We start from the raw sequence: 26,376 nt of genomic DNA, 5'->3' as shown, positions 1-26,376 counted from the left end.
CATTACTGATTACCGATGACCTAACTAATAACTAATGACTGATGACTAATGACTGATAACTGATTAGAACTTTTGGCCGACAAAAACCGATCGCACATCTCCTCCCTTGCGGATAACGGCTTCTTGATTTTTGATTTCTGCCAGGGTCCAACCGCTAGCGCCAATGCTTTCGCCGACATAAATTCTGCGGGCTACGCCGTCTACTTCAAACAAAGCAGCCGATCGATCGCCCAACTCCAAAATCCCTACCAGCGTGTGGGCGGAAGTCGGGGCGCTGCTGACAGCCGGTGCGGATTGCTCGGGGGCGGGTGCGGATTGCTGGGCTGGGGGCGCGGGTGCCGGTTCGGTTTCGCGAGCCAAAATCTTTGGCTGGGGAGACTCCGAGGGGGAAGAGGAAGCGGCCAGGGGATCTCGAGTTCCCGCAGCGGCAATCGCGCGACCGGAGGCGGGAGCAGCCGGCGAGGGGGAAACGGCAGCGGTTTGAGGAGCAGCCGGAGCAGCAGCTACCGGAGCAGCCGGAGCCACAGTCACCTGAGCGGGGGGAGGGATGACTACAACTTGGGGTGCTGGTGCTCCCGGCTGCGAGGCAGCTTGTTCGAGGGCATTAGCAATGCGGTTGACTGCTGTCGAAAGACCTGCGGTTGCCGGCGGCGCGCCGGAAATTGGAATGCTCGGCAGCGTCCCTGGGATGGGGGCTCCGGGAACTCCTGCAAGTTGGGGGTTAGCCCGGGGTGCTTTTTTTTGTTCGATCGCTTCTAGCGAGCGCTGCACGTATTCGACAAACGGGGTGTCTGGTGCTGTTTTGCCACTTTCTGCGGGCCTCTCTGGTGCGGAGGCGGCGGGCAAGCGCACCAGTCCCGACCGGCTTGCCAGCCACAAGCCCATGACTAGCAGCAGCGACCCACATGCTGCTCCCAGCAGGATTCTGTCGAATGATTGCTTGGACTGCTGTTTTTTCGCTGTTTCTAGGGCGACTTGGCGGGCGATCGCTTCTACGTCTTTTTCGCCCCCCTGCGGCTGGGGGGGTGCCAACTGCGACAAAACTATTTGAGGTACAGAGATCGACTTGAGCGCCACGAATTCAGGCTGCACTGGTTCCGATGGCAGTCCGTCGCTGCCGTCGAATGATCGATCGACTCCTTCAAACAGTTCGTCCATCAACTGATCGGCGTAGGACTCTACGGCCACTGCTTCGGCTGGCACTGTTTCCACCGTCGCCCTCACGGCGATCGGATCGGACGCTGATTCCAAAGACATCTGTTTGGCGATTACTTTTTGAGGCATAGTTTTCTCTGATTCGCGCTGCTCGACAACCCTGAGACTGTTAACTTTTGACTTCTACAGGATACTTGTGATGTTGACCAATTCTTGGCTCAGAACAGGTCAATTGTATCTCACTCATCACCATATTTTTAGTCCTCGGCCAACTTACTTTGCCCGATCGACTTTTTTTTTACCTGTTTTGGGCTTTTTAGTCCCTGTTTGCTGCTGCCAGTCTTATTTGCTTACGCTGGCTTTTACTGCATATTCTACTGCTTGTGTCAACCCCACCCTCCGGGTCTTCACAGTTTTTGACATACAGCTTTACTTGAGGCTCGCAAAAAAAGCGGGTTTTTTGCCGCTGTTTCCGATCGCCTTGCAGTTTTAACAAGGATTTTAGACTTTTACTCGTCTTAAGTTTGTTGGTCAGTTTGCTTGACAGTAATAACAAGCAACCGATTTTATAACTTTAATACTACCATAGCTTCATCACACTTAAGTAATAAATTGTCAAAGGTTGCCAAATTGTCGGCTAAATAAGCGCTATTCCTAAGATTTTTTTACAATACTATTTTTGGTACAAAAAAGAAAAAAATATTGAATTTTGTCAATATATATTTGTTTCAGCATGAGATTTTTTAACTCATAATTCCTCTAGCTCCTGTCATTGTGAGCAGGAGCTAAAGACAACGCTCGGACAACCCAAATTAACCCACCCGTTCCGCCAATTCCAACCAGCGCTCAGTCGCCCGATCGATCTCCTGCGTCAACTGAGCCAAACGATCCGATAACTTCTTCATCTCTGCAAACCCGCTCGGAGCATTGTGAGACAAAATCTTCTCAATGTCTTCTTTTTCAGCTTCCATCTGCGGAATTTTACTTTCTAATTGTTCGTATTCCCGCTTTTCATTGAAGGAAACTTTGGTAGATTTTTGAGCGGAATTGGGGGATTTTGAATTGTTAGATTCAACGGTGCGTGTAAGTTTTTCTTTTTCTTTTTGCCCTTGAATTTCCTTAACTTCTTCGGCTTTCTTGTAGTCTAAATACACCGAATAATTGCCGGGATACAAACGCAAATTGCCGCCAGGCTCCAAGGCGAAAACCATGTCGATCGTGCGATCGAGAAAATAGCGATCGTGGGACACCACTATCACGCAGCCGTTAAAATCTTCGAGATAATCCTCCAAAACCGCCAAAGTCTGCACGTCTAAGTCGTTTGTCGGTTCGTCCAAAATCAGCACGTTCGGCGCACTCATCAGCACTTTCAACAGAAATAACCGGCGCTTTTCCCCGCCCGAAAGTTTGTTAATCGGTGCATACTGTTGGTTCGGTGGAAACAGAAACTTCTCCAACATTTGAGAAGCGGTAATGGTTTCCCCATCCGCCGTTTTCACCAACTCTGCCACACTTTGCAAATATTCAATAACTCGCTGGTCTTCGTTGGGTGTCAAATCCTCTGAATGCTGGTCAAAATAACCGATATGAATGGTTGTGCCGATTTCTACAGTACCCGAATCCGGCTGAATGCGTCCGGTGATGATATCCATCAGCGTCGATTTTCCCGCACCGTTGCAGCCAATAATTCCTATCCGGTCTTCGGGTGTGAAATTGTAGGTAAAATCTTTAATTAAAGTGCGATCGCCGTAAGCTTTACTGATATTCAGTAACTCAATCACCTTCTTGCCAATCCGGCGGCCCGCTGTGGCAATTTCGACTTTGCCGTTGGCTGTTTTGAACTCCTGGGCTCGCATATCTTTAATGCGATCGATCCGGGCTTTTTGCTTGGTACTGCGCGCCTTCGGCCCGCGTTTGAGCCATTCCAATTCGCGCCGCAATACACCCGCGTGTTTGCGAACACTGCTGGCGGCGGATTCTTCAGCTAAGGCTTTTTTCTCTAAGTAATAAGCGTAATTGCCAGCATAATTGTAAAGGTCGCCGCGATCGATCTCCAGGATGCGATTGGTAACGCGATCGAGAAAATAGCGATCGTGGGTAATCAGCAGCAATGCACCGCGATAGCCGTTCAAATAGTTCTGCAACCACTCGACAGACAGCGCATCCAAGTGGTTTGTCGGTTCATCCATCAGCAACACATCGGGCTCGGACAACAAAGCCGTTGCTAAGGCAATTCGCTTGCGGTAGCCGCCGGACAAGTCGGCAATTTTCGCATCAAAATCCTCAATCCCCAACTTGGTCAAAATCAATTTCGCCTTGGTTTCCAAATCCCACGCATCCACCTCATCAATCCGTTCAGACACTGCAGACAGACGCGCCATCAACTTGTCTGTATCGCCTTTGCCGTGGGAGAGTTGAGCGGAAATTTCCTCGTATTCCCGCACTAAAGCCATTTGTTCGCCACTGTCGGCAAATACTTGCTCTAAGACAGTGTGATTTTCGTCTAAATCCGGCTGTTGGGGGAGATAGACAATTTTAGATCCTGGATTGACCCAGCGATCGCCAGAGTCGATCGACTCCATACCCGCAATCATTTTCAGCAGCGTTGATTTGCCGGAACCGTTAGTGCCGATGAGTCCGACTTTATCGCCTTCATCCAGGCTGAAACTGGCATCTGTCAAGAGTTCCTTGATGCCGAAGTCTTTTTTGATCGATCGCAGAGTAAAAATAGTCATCTGTATAGAAAGTCATTTACCTGACTTAGTTTAACGCAAGTTCGATCGAGTCCGGCTGCATGGATATGGTCTGTCGTTCCCATGAAACTTCTTTAGGACAAAGGTCAACTTGATTTTTCCGACTACCTAAATCTTGATAAATGTTAAAAATGTAGTAAAATTTCTATATTAATATCTTATATCTTCGTCAATTAAATATATGGAACATATGGAACTAAATGAACTTAAGGAGCTTGTCCGAAGGGGAGAGTTTGGAGCAATTAGTTTGGATACATCAATTTTTGAGGCTCAAGGGTTAAAGCTAGAGTCTGGGCTGCTTAAGCAATTAGATCAATTTCTCGATAGTTCTACAAAGTTGATTATCTCCGAGGTGGTTAAAGAGGAAGTATTATCGCATCTAACTAAAAAAACCAAAGAGGCACAAAAGGAGATTGATAAATCCCTCAAAGGCACTAAGGATTATTGGCAAGTTGAGGATGGTGATATTGAAGACATAAAAAACTCACTTTTCGGTGGACGTGAAGCACAAGAAGTGGCATCTGAGCGCTTTAGTCAGTTTATAGAGGCTACATCTCTGGAGATTATCGAAGCTCAAGATTATTTAATAGTCAGCGAACTAATACAAAAATATTTTAGATCCCAACCCCCTTTTTCTGAAAATGGTAAGAAAAAAAATGAATTTCCTGATGCAATTGCTTTAATTTCTCTTGAAACCTGGGCTAATAAAAATCAAACAAAAATTATTGTTGTTACATCTGACAATGACTGGGAAAACTTCTGCAAAGGCTCTGAACGACTTTACTCTAGTGATGATTTTGCCGGCGTTTTAGGGCTATTTCAAAATGCTGATGATCTATGTAGACATTTATCTCAACAATATGAAAATGGCGTTCTTGAAGATGTAAAACAAGCTGTCTTTAAGGCTTTAGATTATAAAATTTGTGAAATGGATATTTATCCCGAGGCTAACTCTTCTTTTAATTATGAACAAGAAGTAACACAAATCAAGGTTACCAATTTTGAATTTGAATTGCTTGAGTCTCCTAACATAATATTTAGACCAGTTAATTTTGATGACAATAGCTTGATAGTTGAATCAAAATTAACTGTTGATGTCAATGTTGAGTGCAGTTTTTCATTTTATGTCTACGATCATATCGACAAAGATTATGTTGGAATAGGAGGCTATAGCCTAAATACTCAAGACAATTTGGAGGTGGAGGTTTTAATTACATTTGCAGGTGATTTTAAAAGGGTTGGTGCACAGGTCAAAGTAGATGAGGTTGAAGTGGAGATGAAAACACCTGTCAGCATTGATTTTGGGGATATTGATCTAGATTGGGGAGACGAAGATTAGGACTACTGAAAAGCGGCATAATAAACTGCGTACTGTACAACACCTCGATCGCTCAATTCGATCCGGCTCTCGGTGTCATGGCCGTAAATAGCCGAAACTCTGTGCTGCGAATGCCTGTGGCTGTTGAACTTATACCAATACGGCAATGCCTATAATCGATTTGTCAGAGCTGGATTGTGCCTAAATAGCAATCACTCTTGTCTTAGCGTCTGAATCAGATTCAGGTTTTGCAATCACCCGACTCTCCACATCACTACCAAGCGCGTTTAAGAACCGGAACAGGCGATCTATTGAAAACTCAGATAGTTGACCACGCAGCAAATGAGTTATTTTAGAGCGATCGATTCCCAGGCGTTTTGCTGCTTCAATCTGGGTCAATTTTTGTACTGCGATTAATTCACTAATTTGGCGAACAAGATCCGCTTTAATCAATAATTATGAAGAATTTGGTAGCCCTAGATCGGCAAAAATATTGCCACTACTCGATCGCACCTTAATTTCCTCGCTCATTTTTCTCCTCATTTAGGGTTGGAACAGTTATTAGATCATAAGACCCACTATTACGATCTGGGATGAATATGGCATTATTCACGAAGCCATGAACATTTTGCCATAGGACGAGCTAAAGATTAGTGGTATTGAAGCTTTGGCAGAACTTAAAGACAACGAATCTCACAGAACAACAAAATTTCCCAACAAGGAAAATCGTTAGCTTTGTTGGTAAGTGCAAGCGATCGCCGATCGGTATAACGCATCACTGCAACCGACCTTATGCTAAGTTATTTTTGGAATTAGAAGCGATCGACCGCGCCAGCAAAAAAGGAGGATGTACAAAAATGGGTAAAGGCAGGTTAGAAGCATTCAGCGATGGTGTAATCGCCATTCTCATCACCATTATGGTGCTGGAATTGAAAGTGCCCCATGAAGCTGATTTAGCTGCGCTGCGTCCGCTAGTTCCAGTATTTCTGAGCTATGTACTCAGTTTTATTTATCTTGGTATCTACTGGAACAACCACCATCACTTGTTACAAGCGGCTCGCCACGTCAATGGTAATGTGTTGTGGGCTAATTTGCATCTGCTGTTCTGGTTGTCACTCATTCCCTTTGTCACTGCCTGGACAGGCGAGAACCACTTCGCGGCCTGGCCAGTTGCGCTTTATGGCACAGTGCTGTTGTTGGCTGCGATCGCTTACTTCATTCTTACTCGTGTTCTTATTTCTCACCACGGTAAAGATTCCACTCTGGCAATCGCACTTGGGCGAGACTTTAAGGGTAAAGTATCAGTGGTGATTTATGCCGTAGCAATCCTGCTTTCCTTTGTGAACTCATGGTTGGCTTTCATGCTGTATGTTTTAGTTGCAATAATGTGGCTTATCCCCGATCGGCGTATTGAGAAAACTCTGAATTCGTGAAGAAGATTCCACAAAAAGCCATTCCAGCCAGCTAACACTTCGCTTTACCAATTAACAAATTATAATTCATCAAGACGGACTTTTTGTTGAACCCGGTCAAGGTCGTTCTTACTACTTTGGTCGAGACCTCTATACCTTCAAGGCAGTTGGTGAAGAAACAGGGAAAACCTATGGGCTTGGTGAGGTAATTGTTACACCTGGTGACGGTACGCCGACCCATCGGCACCACCGAGAAAATGAATCATTTTATGTTCAAGCTCGAAAGTTTCAACAATTGCTTTGCCCGTTTTACCCGTTGGGCGATCGAATATTCTTAGGGAGATGTGCCTATCAACTGCTTCAACAGATGGCTGAAATGAAATTGACTCATGCCCAGCAATTGAGCTAAATCTGCAAGCTTAAAATCTTGATTCAGATGTTTCTTGATGTACTCGGTTTGCGTTTCTGATTATATTGTGCTTCGCCAATGCGCTCGCTATCTCTGGGATGCTTTTGGGAACCGGCATTGCAAGCCATAGCTTGATTCTGCCTAGATAGCAATCACTTTTGAAGTGATTGTAGAAATATAAAGTTTTAATTTTAATAATTTTCCCTGACTTTAGTTCGCTTGGTGTCCCACTTAAAAGTTCAACTCACAGCAGCCACCTTGATATGGCTGGCAGTACGCACCTTACTTGTATCTAAAGACAGGTTGTTTCAACAATATCTTCTCTATCTTTAGAAAGAGATAAACCCGCCCCGATCTAACCAGACAAAAATAAAGTTTTGAGTAAAAAGGCAGGGGTGGAAAGTACGAATGCAGATTGTAGGGTTTCCTTGCCTGTCATTCCCAAGTGCGATCGCCGAAGATAAGAGTATAGAAATTAAACGGCTGGTTTTCACCCGCCCTTACACAAAATGAACTCACAACTAGAACAACAAGTGACAATTCTACAAGACGAAACAGCAGCGGCCGGAAATTCAGCCAACCCAACAGTTGAAACTCCTTTATTCGCCTCAGAATTTGCAACCGAGGAAAAAGTCAGAGTGGAAGAATTTAAGATTAGCGCCGACAGCCTAATTGGTAAAGTCAAAGAACTAATTCAGCAAGGAAAACTCCGCCGCCTCGTCATCAAAAACTCGCAAGGGCGGACTTTGGCAGACATTCCGCTGATGGCGGGATTGGTAGGCGGCGTTGCAGGATCGGTAGTCTTTCCAATTGCTGCTGTACTTGCTACAGTGGGGGCAGTTGCGGCTCATTTGACTGTAGCCATCGAGCGCAAAGAATAGTCCTTAGTAATTAAAAATCTTCTCTTCAAGTCCGCGAAGGCGGACTTTGTTTTTTGAGTAGCGATTTCAATCGCCGAATTGTCTGATCAACGCAAATTATCCGGTACTCTTGCCGCAGATTGGTCTAAATAATTGTAAACAATCCGCGAAATCCGACCGACAAAATCTCTTACAATCGGGTCATTGTAAGGACGTTTTACAAAAATTGCGGCTAAATAACGCTTGCCGTTGGGCATATCAATAATTCCCGCATCGCCAACTACAAAACCAATATCTCCGGTTTTGTCGGCAATAACTGCTCCCGGCCCCAAGCCGGAAGGCAACAGGGTTCTAGTTGTTGTGTGCCGCAGTAATTCTAAAGCTTGTTCCCGACTCGATTCAGAAACTAATTTATCGCGAGACAGCATTGCCAGCAGCTTTACCATATCCACAGAGCTTGTGGTATTTGTTCCTTGAAAATCGCCGAGCCAATTGCGAATTCTCGTATCAGTTAATCCCCAACTGCGAAAACGCTCGTTGAGTTTAGCAATTCCCCCCAAACGTTCAATAATCATGTTGGTGGCTGTATTGTCGCTGATGGTAATCATTTTATCTACGGTTTCTCTGATGCTAAACCGAGTTCCATCTGGTTCGTCTTGCATAGTGCCAGAACCGCTGGCAACTAAGTCGGACTTCATAACTAATGTTTCGTCTAGGCTAACTTTGCCTGCGTCTACATCTTGATAAAAAGCAATCAGAATTGGTAATTTGATGGTACTCGCAGCCGGAAATATTCGATCGCCCTTAATATCCAAATAGTTTCCTGTATCTAAATCCAGAAAAAACATTCCGGCGCTCAGGGATCTATACTGTTCGATCGCACTTTCGATTTGAGGCTTGATGGCTGTCATTTCCGAGGCGGTTGACATCACCAAATCAGTAGAATAATTTCTCTGATTTTCCGGCGAAACAGTGGGCGTCACTTGACCTGCTGCTTGTTCTATCCGGGTAATAGCTGTGGGGATAAAAGACTCATTCCCCGCTATCTGCTCGGGATTTGGCAACTGAAACGACCAGCGCGTGGCAGATTCTCTAATGACTCGGACTTGTTGCGGGTCTAACTTATAACCGGGAGTTAATTCTATTACTAACCTGGTAGTTCCGGTGTCAAACTGCCCGACTCTAATTTGTTGAATAGCTGAGTTGTAGCTTTGAGGACTTTCGGGATACTCCAAGACTATTCCCGGTAAGTCAATTACTAAGCGGGTGGGATTGGCGATTAGTTTGACTTCCGGCTGAACTCCCGAATCTGTGGTTAAATTGAGTTGGTTTTCCCTGGGATCGAAGTGCCAAGATGTTAGTGTATCAGCTTTTGCGGGCAGGGCGATCGAGAAAAGGCTAAGGGCGGCCGGCAACAGCCATCGCAGTTTAGGAGTCATGTGTGAAGAGAAAGAGTTTAACGGCTGCAACGAGAAAGCGGCTGAAAAAACCTTATCAACCGCTTTCGAGACGAAGCACATAGCATCATACAGTCAACTTTTGCCTGCAGCCGTAATTTTTTTTATTTTATTTGAGAATAGTCGGTTTCCGGGACAGATCTCAAATCCGCTCCTATTACCCCTTTTTCTTCCAATCTCGCCCAGGCGGACGAAAGTGTGTACAGTCGTGGATTCTCTTGGCAGAATTCTTGTTTTGCAGGCAAAAATTTTATTCGCCTGAGATGAATTCAAGTTAGGCGACTTCCTGATTTCTAGCATCTTCGAGCGAGTCGATCGCAGCTTTGAGAAAAACTTTTCCTTTCGCAACGAATCGGCGATCGCTCAAAGGATCGTAAGCTTCCCAATTACCGCTAACTTCGCGATCGCGCCACAAAAACCAGCAGCGGTAGATTTCCCCGCTATCTATATCATCGCACAAAGCCAGCCAATCATCCCCCGTGAGAGCGCTAGCATCTAATGCTACCAATTCCACCCATGCAAGTGCAGTGCAGGCATCGATCGCCTCAGCGTCAACGGAGTCAGATTTGGTAGCTATAGGTTGTGGCGAACACAGTGTAGACTTCATAATTTCTCCTTAATTCAATTAAATCAATCAATGAATTGCCCTATTTATGCAACTGACCCGGTACGCCAAGTGGAAAAACTGTGTTTTGATGAATTTCTGATTGGTCAAATTTACCCGCGGCTGATGCTTCTGTTAAATTATTAAGTGTATTAATTGTGAAAATGGCGGCGGTTCCCAAAGCGGCCATTGCCAGTCTGTGTAAGATTTTGCTCATTTGGCTGCTCCTTTTTTGCTTGGTGTATCTACTCTAAAAAGTTAAGTGGTGATTAGCGGCGGAGATTGGGGAGTTAAGAAAAACTTTTTCTCGTCAAATATATTCAACTGTTGAATCCGTTATCAGGAAAGAGTTTGAGGAGTCGATCGCCCTAAAAACCTCTCCAAGTAAAATCCCTTAAATTCCGGCTGGCTGATTATCTTCCTTAAAATCGCCCAAAATAGGAACTTAAGGCGTTAAAATTTCTAGATTCGTTCCCCTTTCACTGCAAGCGAAGTGCTCAAGTCAAAACGCGATCGCGGTCGCATTCTCACTGCCTCTGGCTTAAAGAAACTTAACGAGGCGCTCCAAGAATGGTCTGACCGAAATAACATTAGAGGTACTCTGACTGAAATCGAGGCCGAGTCTGGCGTCGGTGCCGATACAGTCAGCAAAATTAAGCAGGGTAGAGAAGGTGCGGATTTGAGTAAAATTCGACAGTTGTTCGCGGCTTTTGAAATGACTCTGGCTGCTAGCGACCACCGATCGGCTAAACTTGAGGAACCGGAAAATTTAGACGAGCTGGAAAATTCGCAGCCAGCGGAAGATACAGCCAGCAGCAGAATTGTTAAAGTATTTGTCAGTTATCGCAGCGCTGAACCAGATCGCGAGTTAGGAAAACACTTAGAAATAGCCTTAAGCGCGATCGGTCATACAGTTTTCACAGCAGAAAATAATATTAGATTGGGAGACAATTGGTTCGACCGCATTAATTACTTCCTCCAAGAATGCGATTATTTGCTGCTACTGTTGCCGCCAACGGGAAACCAAAGCGAACTACTAACATATCAAGTTCAGCAAGCAAAAGAACTGCAAGACTCCCGCCCTGACAAGAAACCAATAATTCTCCCCATCCGCGTCGGTTTTCCCCTGAACGCGCCTCTAAATCACGACTTGCGAGGCTATCTGTACCGCATCAAACAGAGGGAATGGAAAACCACCGCCGACACTCCAATTATTATCGAAGAAGTTGTGAATTTACTAGCAGAAACTCCCGTACCAGTCATAGAAGAAACAGAAGATTTAACACAAAAACAGCTATTAGAAATTAGCAACGACGAAATACCTCTACCCGCCGCCGAACCTGAATTACCGGGAGGACAAGTCGATGTCGCTTCTCAATTTTATGTAGAACGCCAGCCCATCGAAGAACGCTGCTATCAAACTATTGTGCAGCCCAGCGCCTTAATTAGAATTAAAGCACCGAGACAAATGGGCAAAACTTCGTTGATGGCAAGAATTTTGCATCACGGAGCCCGTCAAGGCTATTGCACCGTCCCGCTAACTTTTCAGTTAGTAGATAAAGCCGTATTTGCCAACTTAGATAAATTCTTAAAGTGGTTTTGCGCTTACGTCGGCCGCGAGTTGCACTTACCAAATCAATTAGACGATTATTGGGATGACATTTTTGGCAGCAAAGTTAACTGCAAAGATTACTTTGAAAAATACATTTTGCCGCAAATCGACAGTCCTTTAATTTTAGGATTAGACGAGATAGATCGCGTTTTCCAATATCCCGACATTGCCGAAGACTTTTTAGGACTGCTGCGGGCGTGGCACGAAGAATCGAAGCGGCGCGACATTTGGAAAAAACTGCGATTAATTGTAGTTCACTCCACCGAAGTTTACATCCCGATGAACATCAATCAATCGCCTTTCAACGTCGGACTTCCCGTAGATTTGCCCGAATTCAACTCTCAGCAAATACAAGATTTAGCAGCGCGCCATAATTTGAATTGGTCGGAGGCAAAAGTTGAGGAATTGATGGCTATTGTCGGCGGTCATCCGTATTTAGTGCGAGTTGCATTATATCACATCTCGCGATCGGGTTTGACACTCGATGAATTAAAAGAAACTGCGATCGCAGATGCGGGAATTTACAGCGACCATTTGCGCCGGCAGTTGTGGAATTTAGAAGAATATCCTGAGTTAGCGCAGGGGATGAGAGAGATTGTGACTGCGGATTGTCCGGTGCCATTAAAGGCGATGCAGGCTTTTAAGTTGGACAGTTTGGGGTTGGTGAGATTGCAGGGGAACGAGTGCGTGCCGAGGTGCGAACTGTACCGACAATATTTTCGATCGCACTTAAGCGCGATCGTGTAAAATTTGGTGCGTAAGTGCGGTAAGTAATAATTAGGCGAATGATACCATGAACGATATTTTTTTGATAACTTCCGATAATTGGCTAGATTGGATAACCGTGTTTGGTTATCTAGCCTTTACAGCTTTCATTGCATGGCGCGTGTTCACAACAAAGTAGAAAGATCATGAAATTACCTTCTTCTTCTTCTTTCTTGCTTCGCTTCCTTTGCGCCTTCGCGGTTTGTTAAATAAACACTAAAATAAGACAATAATCAACTCGGCTATACAGTTATGTCGCCCGTCGAAAGTGTTGCAGCAATTCCGAACGATCTGATTTTCCGGTTGAGCATCGAGCAGTATCATGCGATAATTCAAGCTGGCATTCTCACGGATGATGACTCTGTAGAATTGCTGGAAGGTTGGCTAGTTTTCAAAATGCCAAAAAATCCACCGCATCGAGTCACAACTCGTCTTGTCAGAGCAGCTTTAGAGAATATTTTACCCCGTGGTTGGTATGTCGATTCTCAAGAACCGATCACGCTTTCCAACAGCGAACCCGAACCTGATATAGTGGTTGTTCGAGGGGATACGCGACAGTATCTCGATCGCCATCCGGGGGCTGAAGATATTGCCCTGATTATTGAAGTATCAGATACGACGCTTCAGCGCGATCGCACTGTCAAAAAACGGATTTATGCCCGCGCTGGAATTGCGATTTATTGGATTGTGAATCTTGTTGAAGGACTGGTTGAGGTGTACTCTCAACCTCTTGTGGAAGTTGAGCAGCCAGATTACAGTCAAAGGTTGGATTTCGGGCGATCGGCTGTTATACCGATTATTATTGAAGGAATAGAAATTGGGGGGATCGCTGTGAATTCTCTTTTGCCTTGATTTTGATTGAAAGCTATTTTTTATTGGTTAATTTCTCTGTCAACTGTCGCAAAATTGGAATTTGTTCTAACTGTTCCGGCCGTATATTATCCCAGTTTAACCCAATTGGACGCGGATAAGTTGTATTAGTTTCAATTACATCCTCAGCAGTAATAATCCAATTCAGCGCCCAATCGTGAGCTTGCATTGGTAAACGCAAATCTGCGACTATTTGCAAAGGATGCACTGTTGTGACAATTGGCGTATCGCTTTGTACTAACCCGAGTTCCTTCAACATAGCCAATTCCAAATCCGCAAATCCTGCACCTTTCCCGGTTCTTCCACCGTTGGGCCCCGCCGCTACGCAGCCGACTATTACTAAATCAATCGGCTCCATTTCTGCAAAACTTACCAATTTTCCGCAAGCGAGTGCTTTGCGGGCGATCGCACTTTCGGCAATTGATATATTTTGCCGCTGCAAATCTTCAGCAGTTAACTCTACAAAACAGCGCTCGTCTGTCAATCGCGGTACTGCCATATACAGGCGTTTTCCATCTTGCAAAGCTCGCATCCGCACCGGAATTTGGGGCGAATCTGGATTGCATTTAATCGTTTTTGCTTGTTGCCATATTGGTAAATTTGCCAATCTTTCGGCAGCCACCTGTGCACCGACAAAGTTGGGAATATGACCAAACGGATCGCCAATAGATGCGGCTTGCTGATTCAGCAAAGACCAAATTTCAGCTCTTAACTTGTCTTTGTCGTCGTTATATCCTGTCCAATCAGTTTTCATACTGTATTGTGTTACAATTTATCATACATAATTATGCTTTAATACCGCCTCACTTCTTCAGTCCGCGAAGGCGGATTTTGTTTGTATAGTAGCGGTTTCAACCGCCGAATAACTTATATGAATTTTACCACAAAGCCCAGTTACTATCAAGTCGGCGGCAGTCTCACCAATAACGCTCCCAATTATGTGAAGCGACAAGCCGACGACGACCTTTATAACGGATTAAAAGCCGGGGAATTTTGCTATGTTTTGAATTCGCGGCAAATGGGCAAATCTAGCTTGCAGGTGCGGACAATTCAGCGACTGAGAAATGAAGGAATTGCTTGTGCTGCGATCGACATTTCGGAAATTGGCAACCGCGGCGTCACTCCCGAACAGTGGTATGCTGGTTTGCTACGCATTCTCGAAAATAACTTTAACCTGTCGGATATTGTCAACGTGCGGACTTGGTGGCGCGATCGCAATTTTTTAACCCCGGTTCAAAGATTGAGCGAATTCATCGAAACCGTACTGCTACCCAACATTTCCAGCAATATTGTCATTTTTATTGACGAAATCGACAGCATTCTCGCCCTAGATTTTCCCGCCGACGATTTTTTAGCCTTAATTCGATCGTGCTACAACAAGCGCGCCAACAATTCAGAGTTCGATCGCCTAACTTGGGCCCTCTTAGGCGTAGCATCGCCGACGGATTTGTGCCGCGAGCAAAATGCCAGCAGCAACACCCCTTTTAATATTGGCAAGGCAATCGAATTAACTGGTTTTGACGAAACAGAAGCTCAACCGCTAGCAGCCGGGTTGTCCGACCTTACAGACAGCCCTAATCAAGTTTTGAGAGAGGTTTTGTACTGGACGGGCGGGCAGCCTTTTTTGACTCAAAAGCTGTGCAAACTTCTGCTGGAAAATCCACAATTAATCCCGAATTTACCCCCCCCAGCCCCCCCTTGCCAAGGGGGGGAGGAAGATTCAGCCGCCCGTTGCCAAGAGGGAGAGGAAAATAACATTCACCTTTCTAAAGAGTGGGTAGAGAAAGTAGTGCGCTTGAAAATCGTGGAGAATTGGGAAACTCAAGATGTCCCAGAACATTTGTCCACAATTCGCGATCGGCTTTTCAAAGAAAACCAGCGCATTGTCAGGAGACTGGGATTGTATCAGCAAATTTTAGAACAAACTGAAATTGTCCCGGATGGTAGTGCCGAACAAATGGAGTTGCGATTAAGCGGATTAATCGTTAAGCACGGGGAAAAATTAACAATTTCTAATCCTATTTATGAAGCTGTCTTTAACAAAGAATTAATTAAAGACAAATTAGAAAAACTCTCGCCTTACTCGGAAGCGATCAAACTCTGGCTAAATTCTAGCTGTGAAGATGATTCCCAACTGTTGCGAGGGGATGATTTGCAGTCAGCATTAGTTTGGGCGGCAGGAAAAAGTTTGAGAAACGAAGATTTTCAGTTTTTGACTGCCAGCCAGAAAGTTATTTTGAGCGACCAAAATCAACTGCTGCATTTAGCTACACTAGAAACCAAAAAAGCTGTGTGCGATGCCGAAAAAGCTTGGAGTGAAGCTGACTCTGCCAAACAAAAAGCCAAAGAGTGGATCGGCATCGGTTCTGCGGTACTGGCAGCATCGTTACTGGCGGCGATCGGCTTTTCAACTCTCGCTTACCAGCGGTTTAAACTAGCACAAGCCAGTATTGAAATCGAACAAAGTGGCAGCGATGCTTTATTGTTGGCGGTATCTCAAAAAACCGAAAGCACAGAAGCTTTATCAGAAGCTTTACTGAGGGCGATCGCCTCGGGTAAAAAGTTAAAAACCTTGGTTAAAAATCAACCGCGTCTAGAACAATATCCGGCTACTATACCGCTGCTAGCCTTACAAGTAATCCTCGATAAGATTAGCGAAAAAGAGCAAATAAAAACCTCATCACTTCCACCACAAATAAAGATGAAGTGGCAAGCTCATATCGGTGCAGTTACCAGCGTCAATTTTAGCCCCACTCACCAAGTTTTAGTAAGCGCCGGAATAGACGATAGTGTTCGGATTTGGAACTTTTCCGGGCAAAAAATTGTGGAATGGAAAGCTGGGCAGCAGTCAGTTAATATGGTAAACTTTAGCCCTAACGGTAAATTTTTAGCAACCGCAGGAAGGGACAGCACAGTTAAAATATGGAATTTATCAGGAAAAAATATTTATACATTCAAAGGAATTCAAGGCTCAGTTACTAGCATCAGTTTTAGTCCAGACGGACTGTTGTTGGCTGCTGCTGGAATAGACAGCAATGCTGCAATTTGGAAATTGTCAAAACTGCCAAAATCCATATCGTCTAGCGTCGTGAAACTCCCCGGTCACAACGGCTTAGTGAGAAGCGTAAATTTTAGCCCAAACGGAGATTTTATAACGACTTTAGATGGCAACTCTACAGTGCGAATTTGGAATTTGTCGGGAAAACTGAAAAAAACACTTCCCTTTCAGGCAATTGGGCTCAGTTTCACTGCGGCTACACACCAGTATCGCTTTGCTACAGTAACATTGAATGGCAAAGTAGGGCTGTGGAATTTGTCAGAAAAAGAATTAGTTAAGGAATTTCAAACATTGCATTTAGATGCGAAATCAATTAGTTTTAGTCCCGATGGAGAACGGCTGGCTACAGTGGGAATTGACAAGACTGTAAGGCTGTGGAATTTAGCGGGGCGGCAGGTTGCTCAATTTGAGTTTGAGGAGAATGTTGTTAGTGTCAGTTGGAGTCGAGACGGAAAGCAAATTGCTGTAGCTGGAAGCGACGGCACTGTCTGGCTGAGGCAGGTTGAAGGGTTAGAAGAATTGCTCGAGCAAAGCTGCAATTTTTTCACCAATCAACCGAAGTATTTTACAAGAGTTTCAACTCTCTGCAAGTAGGACACGGCAATGCCATGTCCCTAATGATGACTATCAATTTACTTTAACAGGCGAAACACTTACATTAGGATTTGTAACTCTTTTTAAGAGTTCTTGTCTGGCTTGTTCTGGATTTTGACCTTTGGGTACTTGATATAATAATCTACAGGAACCGTCTTGAGGATTAGCTGCACAAATAATTAGTTGACCGCTGGACGATGCACCTGCTGTGACAATATTATCCCAGCTTCCTTGCGGTTGCGAGTTGTTGAGAATTCCTGAGACTCTGGTACACCGAGTAATCGCATCTTCTCCTGATTCATTGAAATAGTTATCAGCTAGCCACAAAATAACGGGAATATTTTTGCCCTGTTGGACAGCAATTGTAGCTGGACGGCCGCCAGCAGCGCCGCAGAAGAATGAAGGCGTTTGGGCAAAGGCTGGACTGTTTGCTAAAATCGGAGCAGCAAGGGCAATAATTGACGCGCTAAAAACTGACTTTAAGAGCCGAAATTTCATGAGCAGTAATAAGCTTTTTCATTTAAGGTTACTAATAGTCTAAAAAGTTAAGCTGTTTGTTGCCGGGAAGATTAGGCATTTAGAGAAAAAAATAAAATTTATTCTGCAAATTTTTGCCATCGCACACACTGGCCTCATTTAAGCCAAAACTCAGGGAAAAATGCTTGCTGACAAACACCAAAGGCAGAAAATAGATGTAGCCCTAGGGGGCGCAGGCGCGAAGGTATAGGGTAAAGAAGTGGTTTTTCACCGTTTTTTGCTGAGCCTCGCTCTTTCTGAGGCCGTCCCACCTAAAGGGGAACCTGTGTTAACATCGAAAAAAATATTCTCTTTAATAATCAACAATGGGCAATGTTCTGGTGCTGAACGCCTCCTACGAACCCCTTAACATCACCAATTGGCGAAGGGCGGTAGTTTTGTTGCTGAAAGGAAAAGCAGAACAGGTAGAACACAACGGGAAATTTATTGCGCCAAACTTCCCGCTACCAACTGTGATCCGACTGCGGCATTACGTCCGAGTTCCCTATAAGGATATTCCGCTGACCCGCCGGAACATCTTGCACCGGGATGCACACTCTTGTCAATACTGCAGTTATGCGGGGGACGATTTAACCCTCGATCATGTAATTCCCCGATCGCGCGGAGGAGGGGACAGTTGGGAAAACCTCGTCACCGCCTGCGTGCGCTGCAATGTCAATAAAGGCAGCCGCACGCCGAAAGAAGCGGGAATGCCGCTGCGCTATCCGCCTCGGAAACCTCACAGCGGTCTTTATTTTGAAGTGACTAAACACGTTAAGAGCGGTATGCACAAAGAATGGCAAAAATATGTAATAGGCCTTTAAAACCCCTGTCAGCGCAAGCGCGGGGGTTTTTTGCGGAAGTTCTGAGTCCTGAGATTGCTTCGTTCCTGGGAACACAAATTCTCTGCATAAATTAAAAAGTTAAACAGTTAAAGAGAGAATTTACGCTCTTAAATTAGGTTTCTCGTAAGAAGTATGGGCTTTGACAACAAGGCATCTACAAAGAAACCGGGTTTAAGATCGAATGCCGTGCAAATCCTGAAATAGTTAAATAGTTAATTTTCAACGATGAAAGACCATTCCCCTAACAATTCCGATGAAACATCCGGCAACCGCGAAGCTGAACTTGAGGCCAGCAGCGAGGTTGTACCCGCAGTGAGTGCGCCTGGAAAACGGCGCAGCAAAGCCGAAGTTGCTTCCCAAGAGAATCGCGGCCGTCTCCGCGAGGAATTGCACGATCGCAAAGTCGAGCAATTGCGCCAAATGTTCGATCGCCACAAAGGCACTCGCCAGTTAATATTGCTGCAAGATTTTCCCGACCCCGATGCACTTTCAAGCGCTTGGACTTACAAATTAATCGCCGAACAATACGATATCCAATGCGAGATGATCTACGCCGGGGCCCTCAGCCACCAAGAAAATATTGCCTTAGTTAAATTGACAGGGTTGCCCTTGCAGCGGTGGACGCTGGAAACAGTAAAAACCAAGGATTTGTCGGTGTTTCAGGGTTGCGCTTTCATCGACAACCAAGGGACGACTTGTAGCTTAACCGAGTTTATTTTAGCGGCGGGAGTTCCGATCGCCTCCGTCATCGACCATCACAATTTGCAGGGGGAAATGAACGCAGAATTTATCGATTTGCGCCCTCAAATCCGCGCTACAGCCACGATTTTTGCCGAGTATTTACAGGCTGGACTCCTAACTCTCGACAGCAGCGTCAGCCTGCACATCAAGTGCGCTACAGCTTTGATGCACGGTTTGCGATCGGATACGAACGCCCTCAGACAAGCTCAGGAGGAGGACTTTTTAGCTGCGGCTTATTTGAGCAGGTTTTACGACCCGCAGTTGCTGAATGCGGTGTTGCAGTCGTCTCGTTCTAAGTGGGTGATGGACGCGATCGAGCGATCGCTCAAACACCGCACCGTCCAGAACAATTTTTCGATCGCCGGCATCGGCTATCTCCGCTATGACGATCGGGATTCTATTCCCCAAGCGGCGGACTTTTTAGTAACAGAAGAGAACGTACACACAGCAGTTGTCTACGCAATTGTTCACGACAAGGACGAGGAGATTGAAGTAGTAATTGGCTCCCTGCGAACTAATAAACTTACTCTCGATCCCGACGAATTCATTAAAGAAGCCTTCGGTCAAGATGCTCAAGGACGCTTTTTTGGGGGTGGCAGAAGTCAAGCTGGAGGTTTTGAAATTCCGGTGGGATTTCTTTCTGGCGGGAATGAGAACAGCGATTATGCAAGGCTAAAATGGGAAGTATTTGACGATCAGATCAAGCAAAAGTTGCTGCATTTAATTAGCCCTAAAGACAATCCTGTTTACGACCATTAACTCGGGAGTTTTTAGGTGCGTCCTTGATTCCAGCAAGAGCCTCGGTTCTGCCTCCGGTTACTACGAGCTTTTGCCGCGTTTTTTTCTCATTTCGGGCAAAATCTCAATTTGAAAATCAGCCCTGGACGCATTCTCACTCTCATCAACCGGGTTTTTTAACTCTTATTGAGGGTTTGAGCGAAGTAAGGGAGTTAAAAAACCCGGTTGCTCCGTCTAGGACTAACAATAATAAATTTTATCCCTTTTTTCCAAAAATACACACCCAAGAAACCGTTTTTTTTACGATGGTCAAGGGAGGCAACTAAGTATTTTGGTAAAAAAACCAGGTTGCGCGGGAAAAAATTAGTTTTATTTAGTTTACTAAAGTCCACAATATAATTATTGTAATTTAATAATTATCGAGGCTTATTTTTGTGATGGTTAAATATTTTCTAAAAAAATAACATTTTTTTAGAGTTGATGCAGGAAAGTTTAGGCAAATAATTTTTTATAAAAAAGTGCCGCACGATCAAAAAAGTATATAGGGATAATGATAAAATATTTTTCGATCTAAGTTACCTAGTTAAAAAGGAATTGTAGCATTTCATAAAAGTCTTTATTTCAACATAAAATGTGGGTTTCGTTTCTTAAGTAAGCAACCTGTTGCTACGAGTTAAAAGAAATTATTATATTTTTTTGTGGCAGGCTAGAATAGTAAAAAATTGGTTAACAAAAAAGGAACGCGGAGATGTCTACAAACCAGACTTTCTCTTGGTCGTTAGAGAAAATTCTAGAAAAAGTTTCAGAAATTGCACTTCAAATCAACGAGTTCGGGGAGCTGGAGACAATTTTGCAATGTGCGCTAGAGGAAACCAGGGTGCTGCTGCAAACCGATCGCGTGATTATTTATCGCTTCCTACCAAAGGGAAATAGTGTAGTATTTGCTGAATCGGTTGATGCTCAGTGGCCGCGAATCCTAGGAAAACAAATTTACGATCCTTGCTGTGAATCCACCTGGGTAGAGCGTTACAGCCAGGGACAAACGAGCAGCATTTCTGATATTCACAGCGGTTCTCTTCAAGCTTGTGATGTCGAATTGCTCGATCGCCTCCAGGTTCAGGCAAATTTAGTTGCGCCAATCTTGCTAGATGGCAAACCGCAGCAATCTCCGAAGCTTTGGGGACTGTTGATTGCTCATCACTGCCGAAGTCCGCGTCAGTGGGAACCTCTCGACGTTCAGATCCTGCAACAGGTTGCAATGCACATCGGGTTGACGATGCGGCACTTGGAATCTCACCCCCCGGTACTGGGGCCAAATCAACCGCCGGAACTCGAAACAGAACCAAATCAAACTGATCCCAGTACAGAAAGCGCGCCCAGAGTCAATCATCAAAATTGTCTACCACTAGAGTTTGCCTATTCCCTGAGCGGCGATATTGTCCAGCTCAAAGCTTTTGACTTGTTGCAAAACCCGATCTGGATATTTGATATTCAGCATTTGCAAATGCGGTGGGCAAACCAAGCATCCTTGTACCTGTGGAATGCTTCTAGCCGGCAAGAACTTGTGAGCCGCAACTTTAGCGATGTGTCAGAGTCTACTGGGATTCGCTTGCAGACATATCTGCAGCAGTTTCAGCAAGGCAAAACCTTGTCCGAGCAGTGGACGTTTTACCCGGGCGGTCAGCCTGTTTCTGTCCGCTGTCGGTGTTCTGGGATCAGGATTGAGGGCGGGCGTTTGGCAATGCTAGTCGAGGGTACAGTCGAAAGCGCCGATCGAATGGAGCCGGAAATCCTGCGATCGATCGAGGCACTCCGGCACACCACGCTCATGGTTTCCCTGTACACCCTAGAAGGCTTACCGCTGCTGGAAAACCCGGCGGCATTGCGCTGTTATGGGGATGCGCTGCACCCTCGCTCTGCGTCAGATAATGCTTTTCTAAGCCACTTTGTTGACCCTCAGGTAGGAGAGCGCGCAATGGGAGTTCAAGGGTACGGCGAGGTATCGATCACTGAGGCTCAAGTGATTACTCTGGCTGGGATTCGCTGGCACAGAATCGACGTGCGGTGTACCAAAGACCCGGTAACAGGCAACCCGATGTTGGTCGTCAACGAAAATGACATTACCGCTCGTCGCCAGCAAACAGAAACTGCCCTGCAACAAAATGAAACCAGGTTGTCAGAAGCCCAGCGGGTTGCCCAAATCGGTAACTGGGAATGGGACGTGATTAGGGGTAAAATTACCTGGTCTCCCCAACTATTTGAGATTTTGGGACGCGACAGGGCACTGGGCGAACCTACCTATGAAGAAAACCTGCGGCTTTACCATCCCGAAAGTGCCAAACAGCTACACCTGGTAGTTCAACGAGCGCTGGATCGGGGAGAGCCTTATCTATTGCGCCTCAAAGTCTTGCGCCCGAATGGTTCTATCCGCCATACTGAAGCCAGAGGACAGGCCGAACTCAATGCAGAGGGACAAGTCATTCGGTTGTTTGGTACATCCCAAGACATTACGGATCTCGTCAAGGCGGAAACAGAACTCAGAGAATTGAGTAGAGCTCTTGCTCATGCAGTTGAGGGCATCTCGCGGCTGGATATTTTCGGACGGTACATCAGCGTTAATCAAGCCTACGCGAATATAGCAGGTTATCAGCCTGAAGAAATGCTTGGTATGAATTGGCAGAAAACAGTTCATCCCGATGACGGCCACATGATGATGGCAGCTTATCAAAAAATGCTGGCCGAGGGCCGAGTTGAGGTTGAGACCCGAGGTATCAGGAAAGATGGTTCGATTTTTTACAAGCAGGTGGTGCTGTTGGCAGCCTACGACTCGCAGGAGCGATCGATCGGGCATCACTGCTTTATGAAGGATATCACCGATCGCAAGCAAGCAGAAGCAGCATTACAACTAGAGTTCCAGCGTCTGAGTATAGTGGTTGCTACCCAACAGGAAATCGCCATCCGCAATCCCAATCTTGATGCAGTCATGGCTGTGATTGCAGAGAGGACTCAAGATTTGACCCGCGGCGATGGAGCAGTGATTGAAATGGTTGAAGGGGATGAAATGGTGTATCGGGCAGCCACCGGTATCGCCAGCGCCTATGTTGGATTACGGATCAAAGTAGGGACAAGTTTATCGGGAAAATGTATTGCGACCGGTCAAATCATGCTTTGCGAGGATTCAGAAACCGATGCACGGGTGGATCGGGCTGCCTGTGAGCGCATTGGTCTGCGGTCAATGGTGGTTGTTCCCTTGTTCTATCAGGACGATCGGGTTGGGGTCTTAAAAGTGCTTTCAGCTAAACCCTCTGCCTTTACAGAGCCAGATATCCAGACCTTACAACTGATGGCCGGGTTTCTGGCAAGCAGCCTGCATCTGGCTTCAGAGTTTGATGCCAAAAACATTCTCCTGAGTCAATTACAGGAAAGTGAGGAACGCTACCGTTCTGTGATTACTAGCATGACAGAAGGTGTCGTACTCCAGCTAGCAAACGGACAAATTACTGCGTGTAATGCTAGTGCCGAAAGGATTCTAGGGCTGACCCCGGAGCAAATGATGGGGCGCACATCCGTAGATTTAGATTGGCGAATCGTTCGGGAGGATGGCCAACCGTTCCCGGGCCAACAGCATCCGGCAATCCTCACCCTGCGAACGGGACAAGGGCGATCGAATGTGGTGATGGGCATTCACAAATCGGATAAAACGCTGACTTGGATTTCGATTAATTCTCAACCGCTGTTCCATCTCAATCAGTCTAAACCCTATGCAGTATTGACGACTTTTGCTGATATTACAGAACACAAGCGGGGCGAGGAGATGCTCAGACACCGGGCGGAACAAGAAAGATTGATTGCTACGACAGATGGGTTAACACAAGTAGCAAACCGCCGCTGTTTTGATGAGCGATTGCAGTCGGAATGGCATCGGCTGATGCAGGGAAAACAACAGCTTTCGTTGATTATGTTGGATGTAGATTATTTCAAGCGATATAACGATTGCTACGGACATCAAGCTGGGGATACTTGTTTGGTGCAAGTGGCGAAAGCTGGTGCCGCCGCGGTTAAACGTTCTACCGATTTGTTTGTGCGGTATGGGGGCGAAGAATTTGCTGCTATCCTGCCGAGTACGGATGCAGCAGGGGCGGTCGCGGTTGCTGAGTCGATGCGTCAGGCAATCCGAGATTTGGGCATCCCTCACGAGCAATCTGAGGTAAGCTCGATCGTGACTGTGAGCATGGGAATTGCAACTGTGATTCCCACTGCGGAAATATCACCCGATGAACTCGTTGCCGTCGCCGATCGAGCATTGTACGATGCGAAACGACAAGGGCGCGATCGCTACAAAAGCGCAAACCCGCTGACGGCGCCAGAGGTTAATCCAGTTGTAGAATAGGCAAAAGGTAGGTATATCCTAGATTTCTCCTAGAAAAACCGGACCCAATGCCTGGAAGTATTGATATATGGTTATTTACCTGATCCGGCACGGTATCGCAGCCGCACCAGAAGAATATGATACAGACTCAGAACGCCCGCTGACTAAAGAGGGCGATCGTAAAACCAGGAAAATTGCCCAGCGGCTGTACGAACTCGAAATTCAGTTTGACCTGATTCTCACCAGTCCCCTACTGCGGGCCCAGCAAACCGCCCAAATCCTGCAAACAGTCGGTTTGAGTTCCCAAATAGAAGAATCCGCCGCCCTCGCACCTTCAGGAGACATCGGGAACTGGCTGGAGTGGTACAAACAGTGGCAGGAAATAGGTAGCCGCAGCTTGGCCCTGGTGGGCCACCAACCAGACTTAGGCCACTGGGCCGAAACTTTGCTGTGGGCTCGATCGCAAGATGCCCTGATTCTCAAAAAAGCAGGTATCATCGGCTTAATTCTCCCGGAAACCGGCTCCCCAGTGGGCCGCAGCCAAATGTTTTGGCTAACTGCGCCCAAGTTTTTGCTGCGCTAGAAACAACGAACCGCCCCGACATTAACAGGACGCGCCAGCCCTCTTAAACCCGCATTCTGGGACGGCACAACCGGGTTTGAGGGGCGACAATACGCAGCGGTGCGATCGGGCTATCTGTTGAAAAACCCGATTTCTGAACCCGAATTCAATGATTATTTGTCAAGACTGTGACACTATCTTGGTTTCTGGTAATGTACTTTTAGTAGTATTGAACTCACACAAAACGGTATCGCAATGGTCGTCGGCGAATTCAAACCAGGTTTAGAAGGTGTTCCCGCCACCTTGTCCAGCATTAGCTACGTCGATGGACAAAAAGGGTTGCTGGAATATCGCGGGATTAGCATCGAGGAACTGGCACTGAAAAGTTCCTTTCTCGAAACTTCATATTTATTAATCTGGGGGGTACTTCCGACAAAGGAAGAACTCGAAGCTTTCGAGCATGAAATTCGCTATCACCGCCGGATCAAATATCGCATCCGGGACATGATGAAATGCTTTCCTGAAAGAGGACATCCCATGGACGCCCTGCAAGCTTCAGCGGCCGCCCTGGGCTTGTTCTACTCTCGCAGAGCCCTGGCTAACCCAGCATACATTCGAGAAGCTGTAGTGCGGCTGCTAGCTAAGATTCCCACAATGGTAGCAGCGTTCCAGCAAATGCGACGGGGAAATGACCCGGTGCGGCCGAGGGATGACTTGGACTACTCGGCTAACTTTCTTTATATGCTCAACGAGCAAGAACCCGATCCACTGTTAGCTAGCATTTTTGACACTTGTCTGACTCTCCACGCTGAACATACAATTAATGCCTCTACATTTTCGGCAATGGTAACAGCTTCGACGCTGACAGACCCTTACGGGGTAATTGCTTCAGCAGTTGGCACTTTGGCGGGGCCGCTGCACGGGGGAGCTAATGAAGAAGTGATTGATATGTTGGAGCAAATTGGTTCGGTAGAAAATGTGCGGCCTTTTGTCGAGAAGTGCGTTGCAAATAAGGACAAAATCATGGGTTTCGGTCACCGAGTTTACAAGGTGAAAGATCCGAGAGCAACTATTCTCCAAGGGTTAGCAGAACAGTTATTTGAGAACTTCGGTCATGACGATTATTACGACATTGCTGTCGAGTTGGAAGAAGTGGTTGAGGAGAAATTGGGTCACAAAGGAATTTATGCAAATGTAGATTTCTATTCGGGTCTGGTTTACCGAAAAATGGGAATTCCGATCGACTTATTTACACCGGTTTTTGCGATCGCCCGCGTTGCCGGCTGGTTGGCCCACTGGAAGGAACAGTTAGAGGCAAACCGCATTTACCGCCCGACTCAAATATATACGGGCACTCACGGTGAGCCTTATATTGCGATCGAGGATAGGCTCCCTTCCTAAAGCAAAATTATCAACCCAGATCTAAAAATGACGAGAAGATTTTTTTTGCTTTCGTGAAATGTTGAAGTAAAAATTGCTTTCGTGTTGCGAGTCAGGAAGCAATTTCTGTCTGCCAAAAGCTGCAGTGCTGGGTTGAACCCCTCTTGTATGTTGTGCTGTGTGTTGGCGACAATAGTAAGAAGTGACGATTTTCAGGAACTCCGGTCCTCAGACTTGCGGGTCTGAGGTTTTTTATTGGAATATCAGGCGCTGCAGCGGATGTAGGGGCGAATTGACCAAATCGGTAAAAAAGCCAGTTTGAGGCAGTCAACCCGCCCCAGCCAGGCTCTGATTTACG

General features: G+C 46.0%; 20 protein-coding genes. 11 read left to right on the top strand and 9 right to left on the bottom strand.

Going from position 1 to position 26,376, the window contains the following annotated elements:
- Positions 1-63 precede the first annotated feature (63 nt).
- Both QUA33_RS18240 and QUA33_RS18235 read right to left on the bottom strand, forming a co-directional pair.
- The gene (locus QUA33_RS18240) at positions 64-1,284 is read right to left on the bottom strand and encodes a hypothetical protein (protein ID WP_333150035.1); all 1,221 of its coding nucleotides are present in this window, start codon (positions 1,282-1,284) and stop codon (positions 64-66) included.
- A gap of 683 nt (positions 1,285-1,967) precedes the next feature.
- On the bottom strand, positions 1,968-3,890 hold the full coding sequence (locus tag QUA33_RS18235) for an ABC-F family ATP-binding cassette domain-containing protein (RefSeq protein ID WP_333150033.1): 1,923 nt from the start codon (positions 3,888-3,890) through the stop codon (positions 1,968-1,970).
- 199 nt (positions 3,891-4,089) lie between these two features.
- Here QUA33_RS18235 and QUA33_RS18230 point away from each other — a divergent pair, with 199 nt between their 5' ends.
- Positions 4,090-5,247: a PIN domain-containing protein gene (locus QUA33_RS18230; protein WP_333150031.1), complete on the top strand. Its 1,158-nt coding sequence runs from the start codon at positions 4,090-4,092 to the stop codon at positions 5,245-5,247.
- Positions 5,248-5,427: 180 nt separating this feature from the next.
- Here QUA33_RS18230 and QUA33_RS18225 read toward each other — a convergent pair whose 3' ends face one another.
- A complete protein-coding gene (locus QUA33_RS18225; RefSeq protein ID WP_333150029.1) occupies positions 5,428-5,679 on the bottom strand; it encodes a helix-turn-helix transcriptional regulator in 252 nt (83 codons plus the stop codon).
- Positions 5,680-5,879: 200 nt separating this feature from the next.
- On the opposite strand from QUA33_RS18225, the gene QUA33_RS18220 reads away from it, so the two are divergent.
- A complete protein-coding gene (locus QUA33_RS18220; protein ID WP_333150027.1) occupies positions 5,880-6,659 on the top strand; it encodes a TMEM175 family protein in 780 nt (259 codons plus the stop codon).
- Positions 6,660-6,972: 313 nt separating this feature from the next.
- Here QUA33_RS18220 and QUA33_RS18215 read toward each other — a convergent pair whose 3' ends face one another.
- Positions 6,973-7,074 (bottom strand): helix-turn-helix transcriptional regulator, encoded by a 102-nt coding sequence (locus QUA33_RS18215; RefSeq protein WP_333150045.1) that lies wholly within the window; start codon positions 7,072-7,074, stop codon positions 6,973-6,975.
- Between the two features lie 482 nt (positions 7,075-7,556).
- Here QUA33_RS18215 and QUA33_RS18210 point away from each other — a divergent pair, with 482 nt between their 5' ends.
- On the top strand, positions 7,557-7,928 hold the full coding sequence (locus QUA33_RS18210; protein ID WP_333150025.1) for a DUF4342 domain-containing protein: 372 nt from the start codon (positions 7,557-7,559) through the stop codon (positions 7,926-7,928).
- A gap of 86 nt (positions 7,929-8,014) precedes the next feature.
- On the opposite strand, the gene QUA33_RS18205 is transcribed toward QUA33_RS18210, so the two are convergent.
- From QUA33_RS18205 to QUA33_RS18195, 3 genes are all read right to left on the bottom strand, one after another.
- Positions 8,015-9,346 (bottom strand): serine hydrolase, encoded by a 1,332-nt coding sequence (locus tag QUA33_RS18205; protein WP_333150023.1) that lies wholly within the window; start codon positions 9,344-9,346, stop codon positions 8,015-8,017.
- A gap of 292 nt (positions 9,347-9,638) precedes the next feature.
- Positions 9,639-9,971: a hypothetical protein gene (locus tag QUA33_RS18200; RefSeq protein ID WP_333150022.1), complete on the bottom strand. Its 333-nt coding sequence runs from the start codon at positions 9,969-9,971 to the stop codon at positions 9,639-9,641.
- A 40-nt stretch (positions 9,972-10,011) separates the two neighbouring features.
- The gene (locus QUA33_RS18195) at positions 10,012-10,185 is read right to left on the bottom strand and encodes a hypothetical protein (RefSeq protein ID WP_333096224.1); all 174 of its coding nucleotides are present in this window, start codon (positions 10,183-10,185) and stop codon (positions 10,012-10,014) included.
- A 276-nt stretch (positions 10,186-10,461) separates the two neighbouring features.
- Between QUA33_RS18195 and QUA33_RS18190 the strand changes: the two genes are divergently transcribed.
- Both QUA33_RS18190 and QUA33_RS18185 read left to right on the top strand, forming a co-directional pair.
- On the top strand, positions 10,462-12,327 hold the full coding sequence (locus QUA33_RS18190; RefSeq protein WP_333150020.1) for an AAA-like domain-containing protein: 1,866 nt from the start codon (positions 10,462-10,464) through the stop codon (positions 12,325-12,327).
- 270 nt (positions 12,328-12,597) lie between these two features.
- Positions 12,598-13,197 (top strand): Uma2 family endonuclease, encoded by a 600-nt coding sequence (locus QUA33_RS18185; protein WP_333150018.1) that lies wholly within the window; start codon positions 12,598-12,600, stop codon positions 13,195-13,197.
- A 13-nt stretch (positions 13,198-13,210) separates the two neighbouring features.
- On the opposite strand, the gene QUA33_RS18180 is transcribed toward QUA33_RS18185, so the two are convergent.
- A complete protein-coding gene (locus QUA33_RS18180; RefSeq protein WP_333150016.1) occupies positions 13,211-13,969 on the bottom strand; it encodes a 5-formyltetrahydrofolate cyclo-ligase in 759 nt (252 codons plus the stop codon).
- Between the two features lie 117 nt (positions 13,970-14,086).
- Between QUA33_RS18180 and QUA33_RS18175 the strand changes: the two genes are divergently transcribed.
- Complete coding sequence (locus QUA33_RS18175) at positions 14,087-16,867, top strand: AAA-like domain-containing protein (protein ID WP_333150013.1); 2,781 nt, start codon at positions 14,087-14,089, stop codon at positions 16,865-16,867.
- A gap of 33 nt (positions 16,868-16,900) precedes the next feature.
- Here QUA33_RS18175 and QUA33_RS18170 read toward each other — a convergent pair whose 3' ends face one another.
- Entirely contained in the window at positions 16,901-17,365 is a 465-nt protein-coding gene (locus QUA33_RS18170) for a COP23 domain-containing protein (protein WP_333150012.1), read from the bottom strand.
- 344 nt (positions 17,366-17,709) lie between these two features.
- Here QUA33_RS18170 and QUA33_RS18165 point away from each other — a divergent pair, with 344 nt between their 5' ends.
- From QUA33_RS18165 to QUA33_RS18145, 5 genes are all read left to right on the top strand, one after another.
- Entirely contained in the window at positions 17,710-18,207 is a 498-nt protein-coding gene (locus tag QUA33_RS18165) for an HNH endonuclease (RefSeq protein ID WP_333096229.1), read from the top strand.
- A gap of 246 nt (positions 18,208-18,453) precedes the next feature.
- Positions 18,454-19,728, top strand: coding sequence for a bifunctional oligoribonuclease/PAP phosphatase NrnA (locus QUA33_RS18160; protein ID WP_333150010.1), 1,275 nt, complete (start codon positions 18,454-18,456; stop codon positions 19,726-19,728).
- 727 nt (positions 19,729-20,455) lie between these two features.
- Positions 20,456-24,097 (top strand): diguanylate cyclase domain-containing protein, encoded by a 3,642-nt coding sequence (locus QUA33_RS18155; RefSeq protein WP_333150008.1) that lies wholly within the window; start codon positions 20,456-20,458, stop codon positions 24,095-24,097.
- Positions 24,098-24,164: 67 nt separating this feature from the next.
- On the top strand, positions 24,165-24,659 hold the full coding sequence (gene sixA, locus QUA33_RS18150) for a phosphohistidine phosphatase SixA (protein ID WP_333150007.1): 495 nt from the start codon (positions 24,165-24,167) through the stop codon (positions 24,657-24,659).
- Between the two features lie 234 nt (positions 24,660-24,893).
- Complete coding sequence (locus tag QUA33_RS18145) at positions 24,894-26,039, top strand: citrate synthase (RefSeq protein WP_333082657.1); 1,146 nt, start codon at positions 24,894-24,896, stop codon at positions 26,037-26,039.
- Positions 26,040-26,376 lie beyond the last annotated feature (337 nt).

Origin of the sequence: Microcoleus sp. Pol14D4, from assembly GCF_036701245.1 — a bacterium.
GTDB lineage: Bacteria > Cyanobacteriota > Cyanobacteriia > Cyanobacteriales > Microcoleaceae > Microcoleus.
Note: the sequence above shows the minus strand (reverse complement) of the source record. Positions and strands in the feature narration are given on the sequence as shown.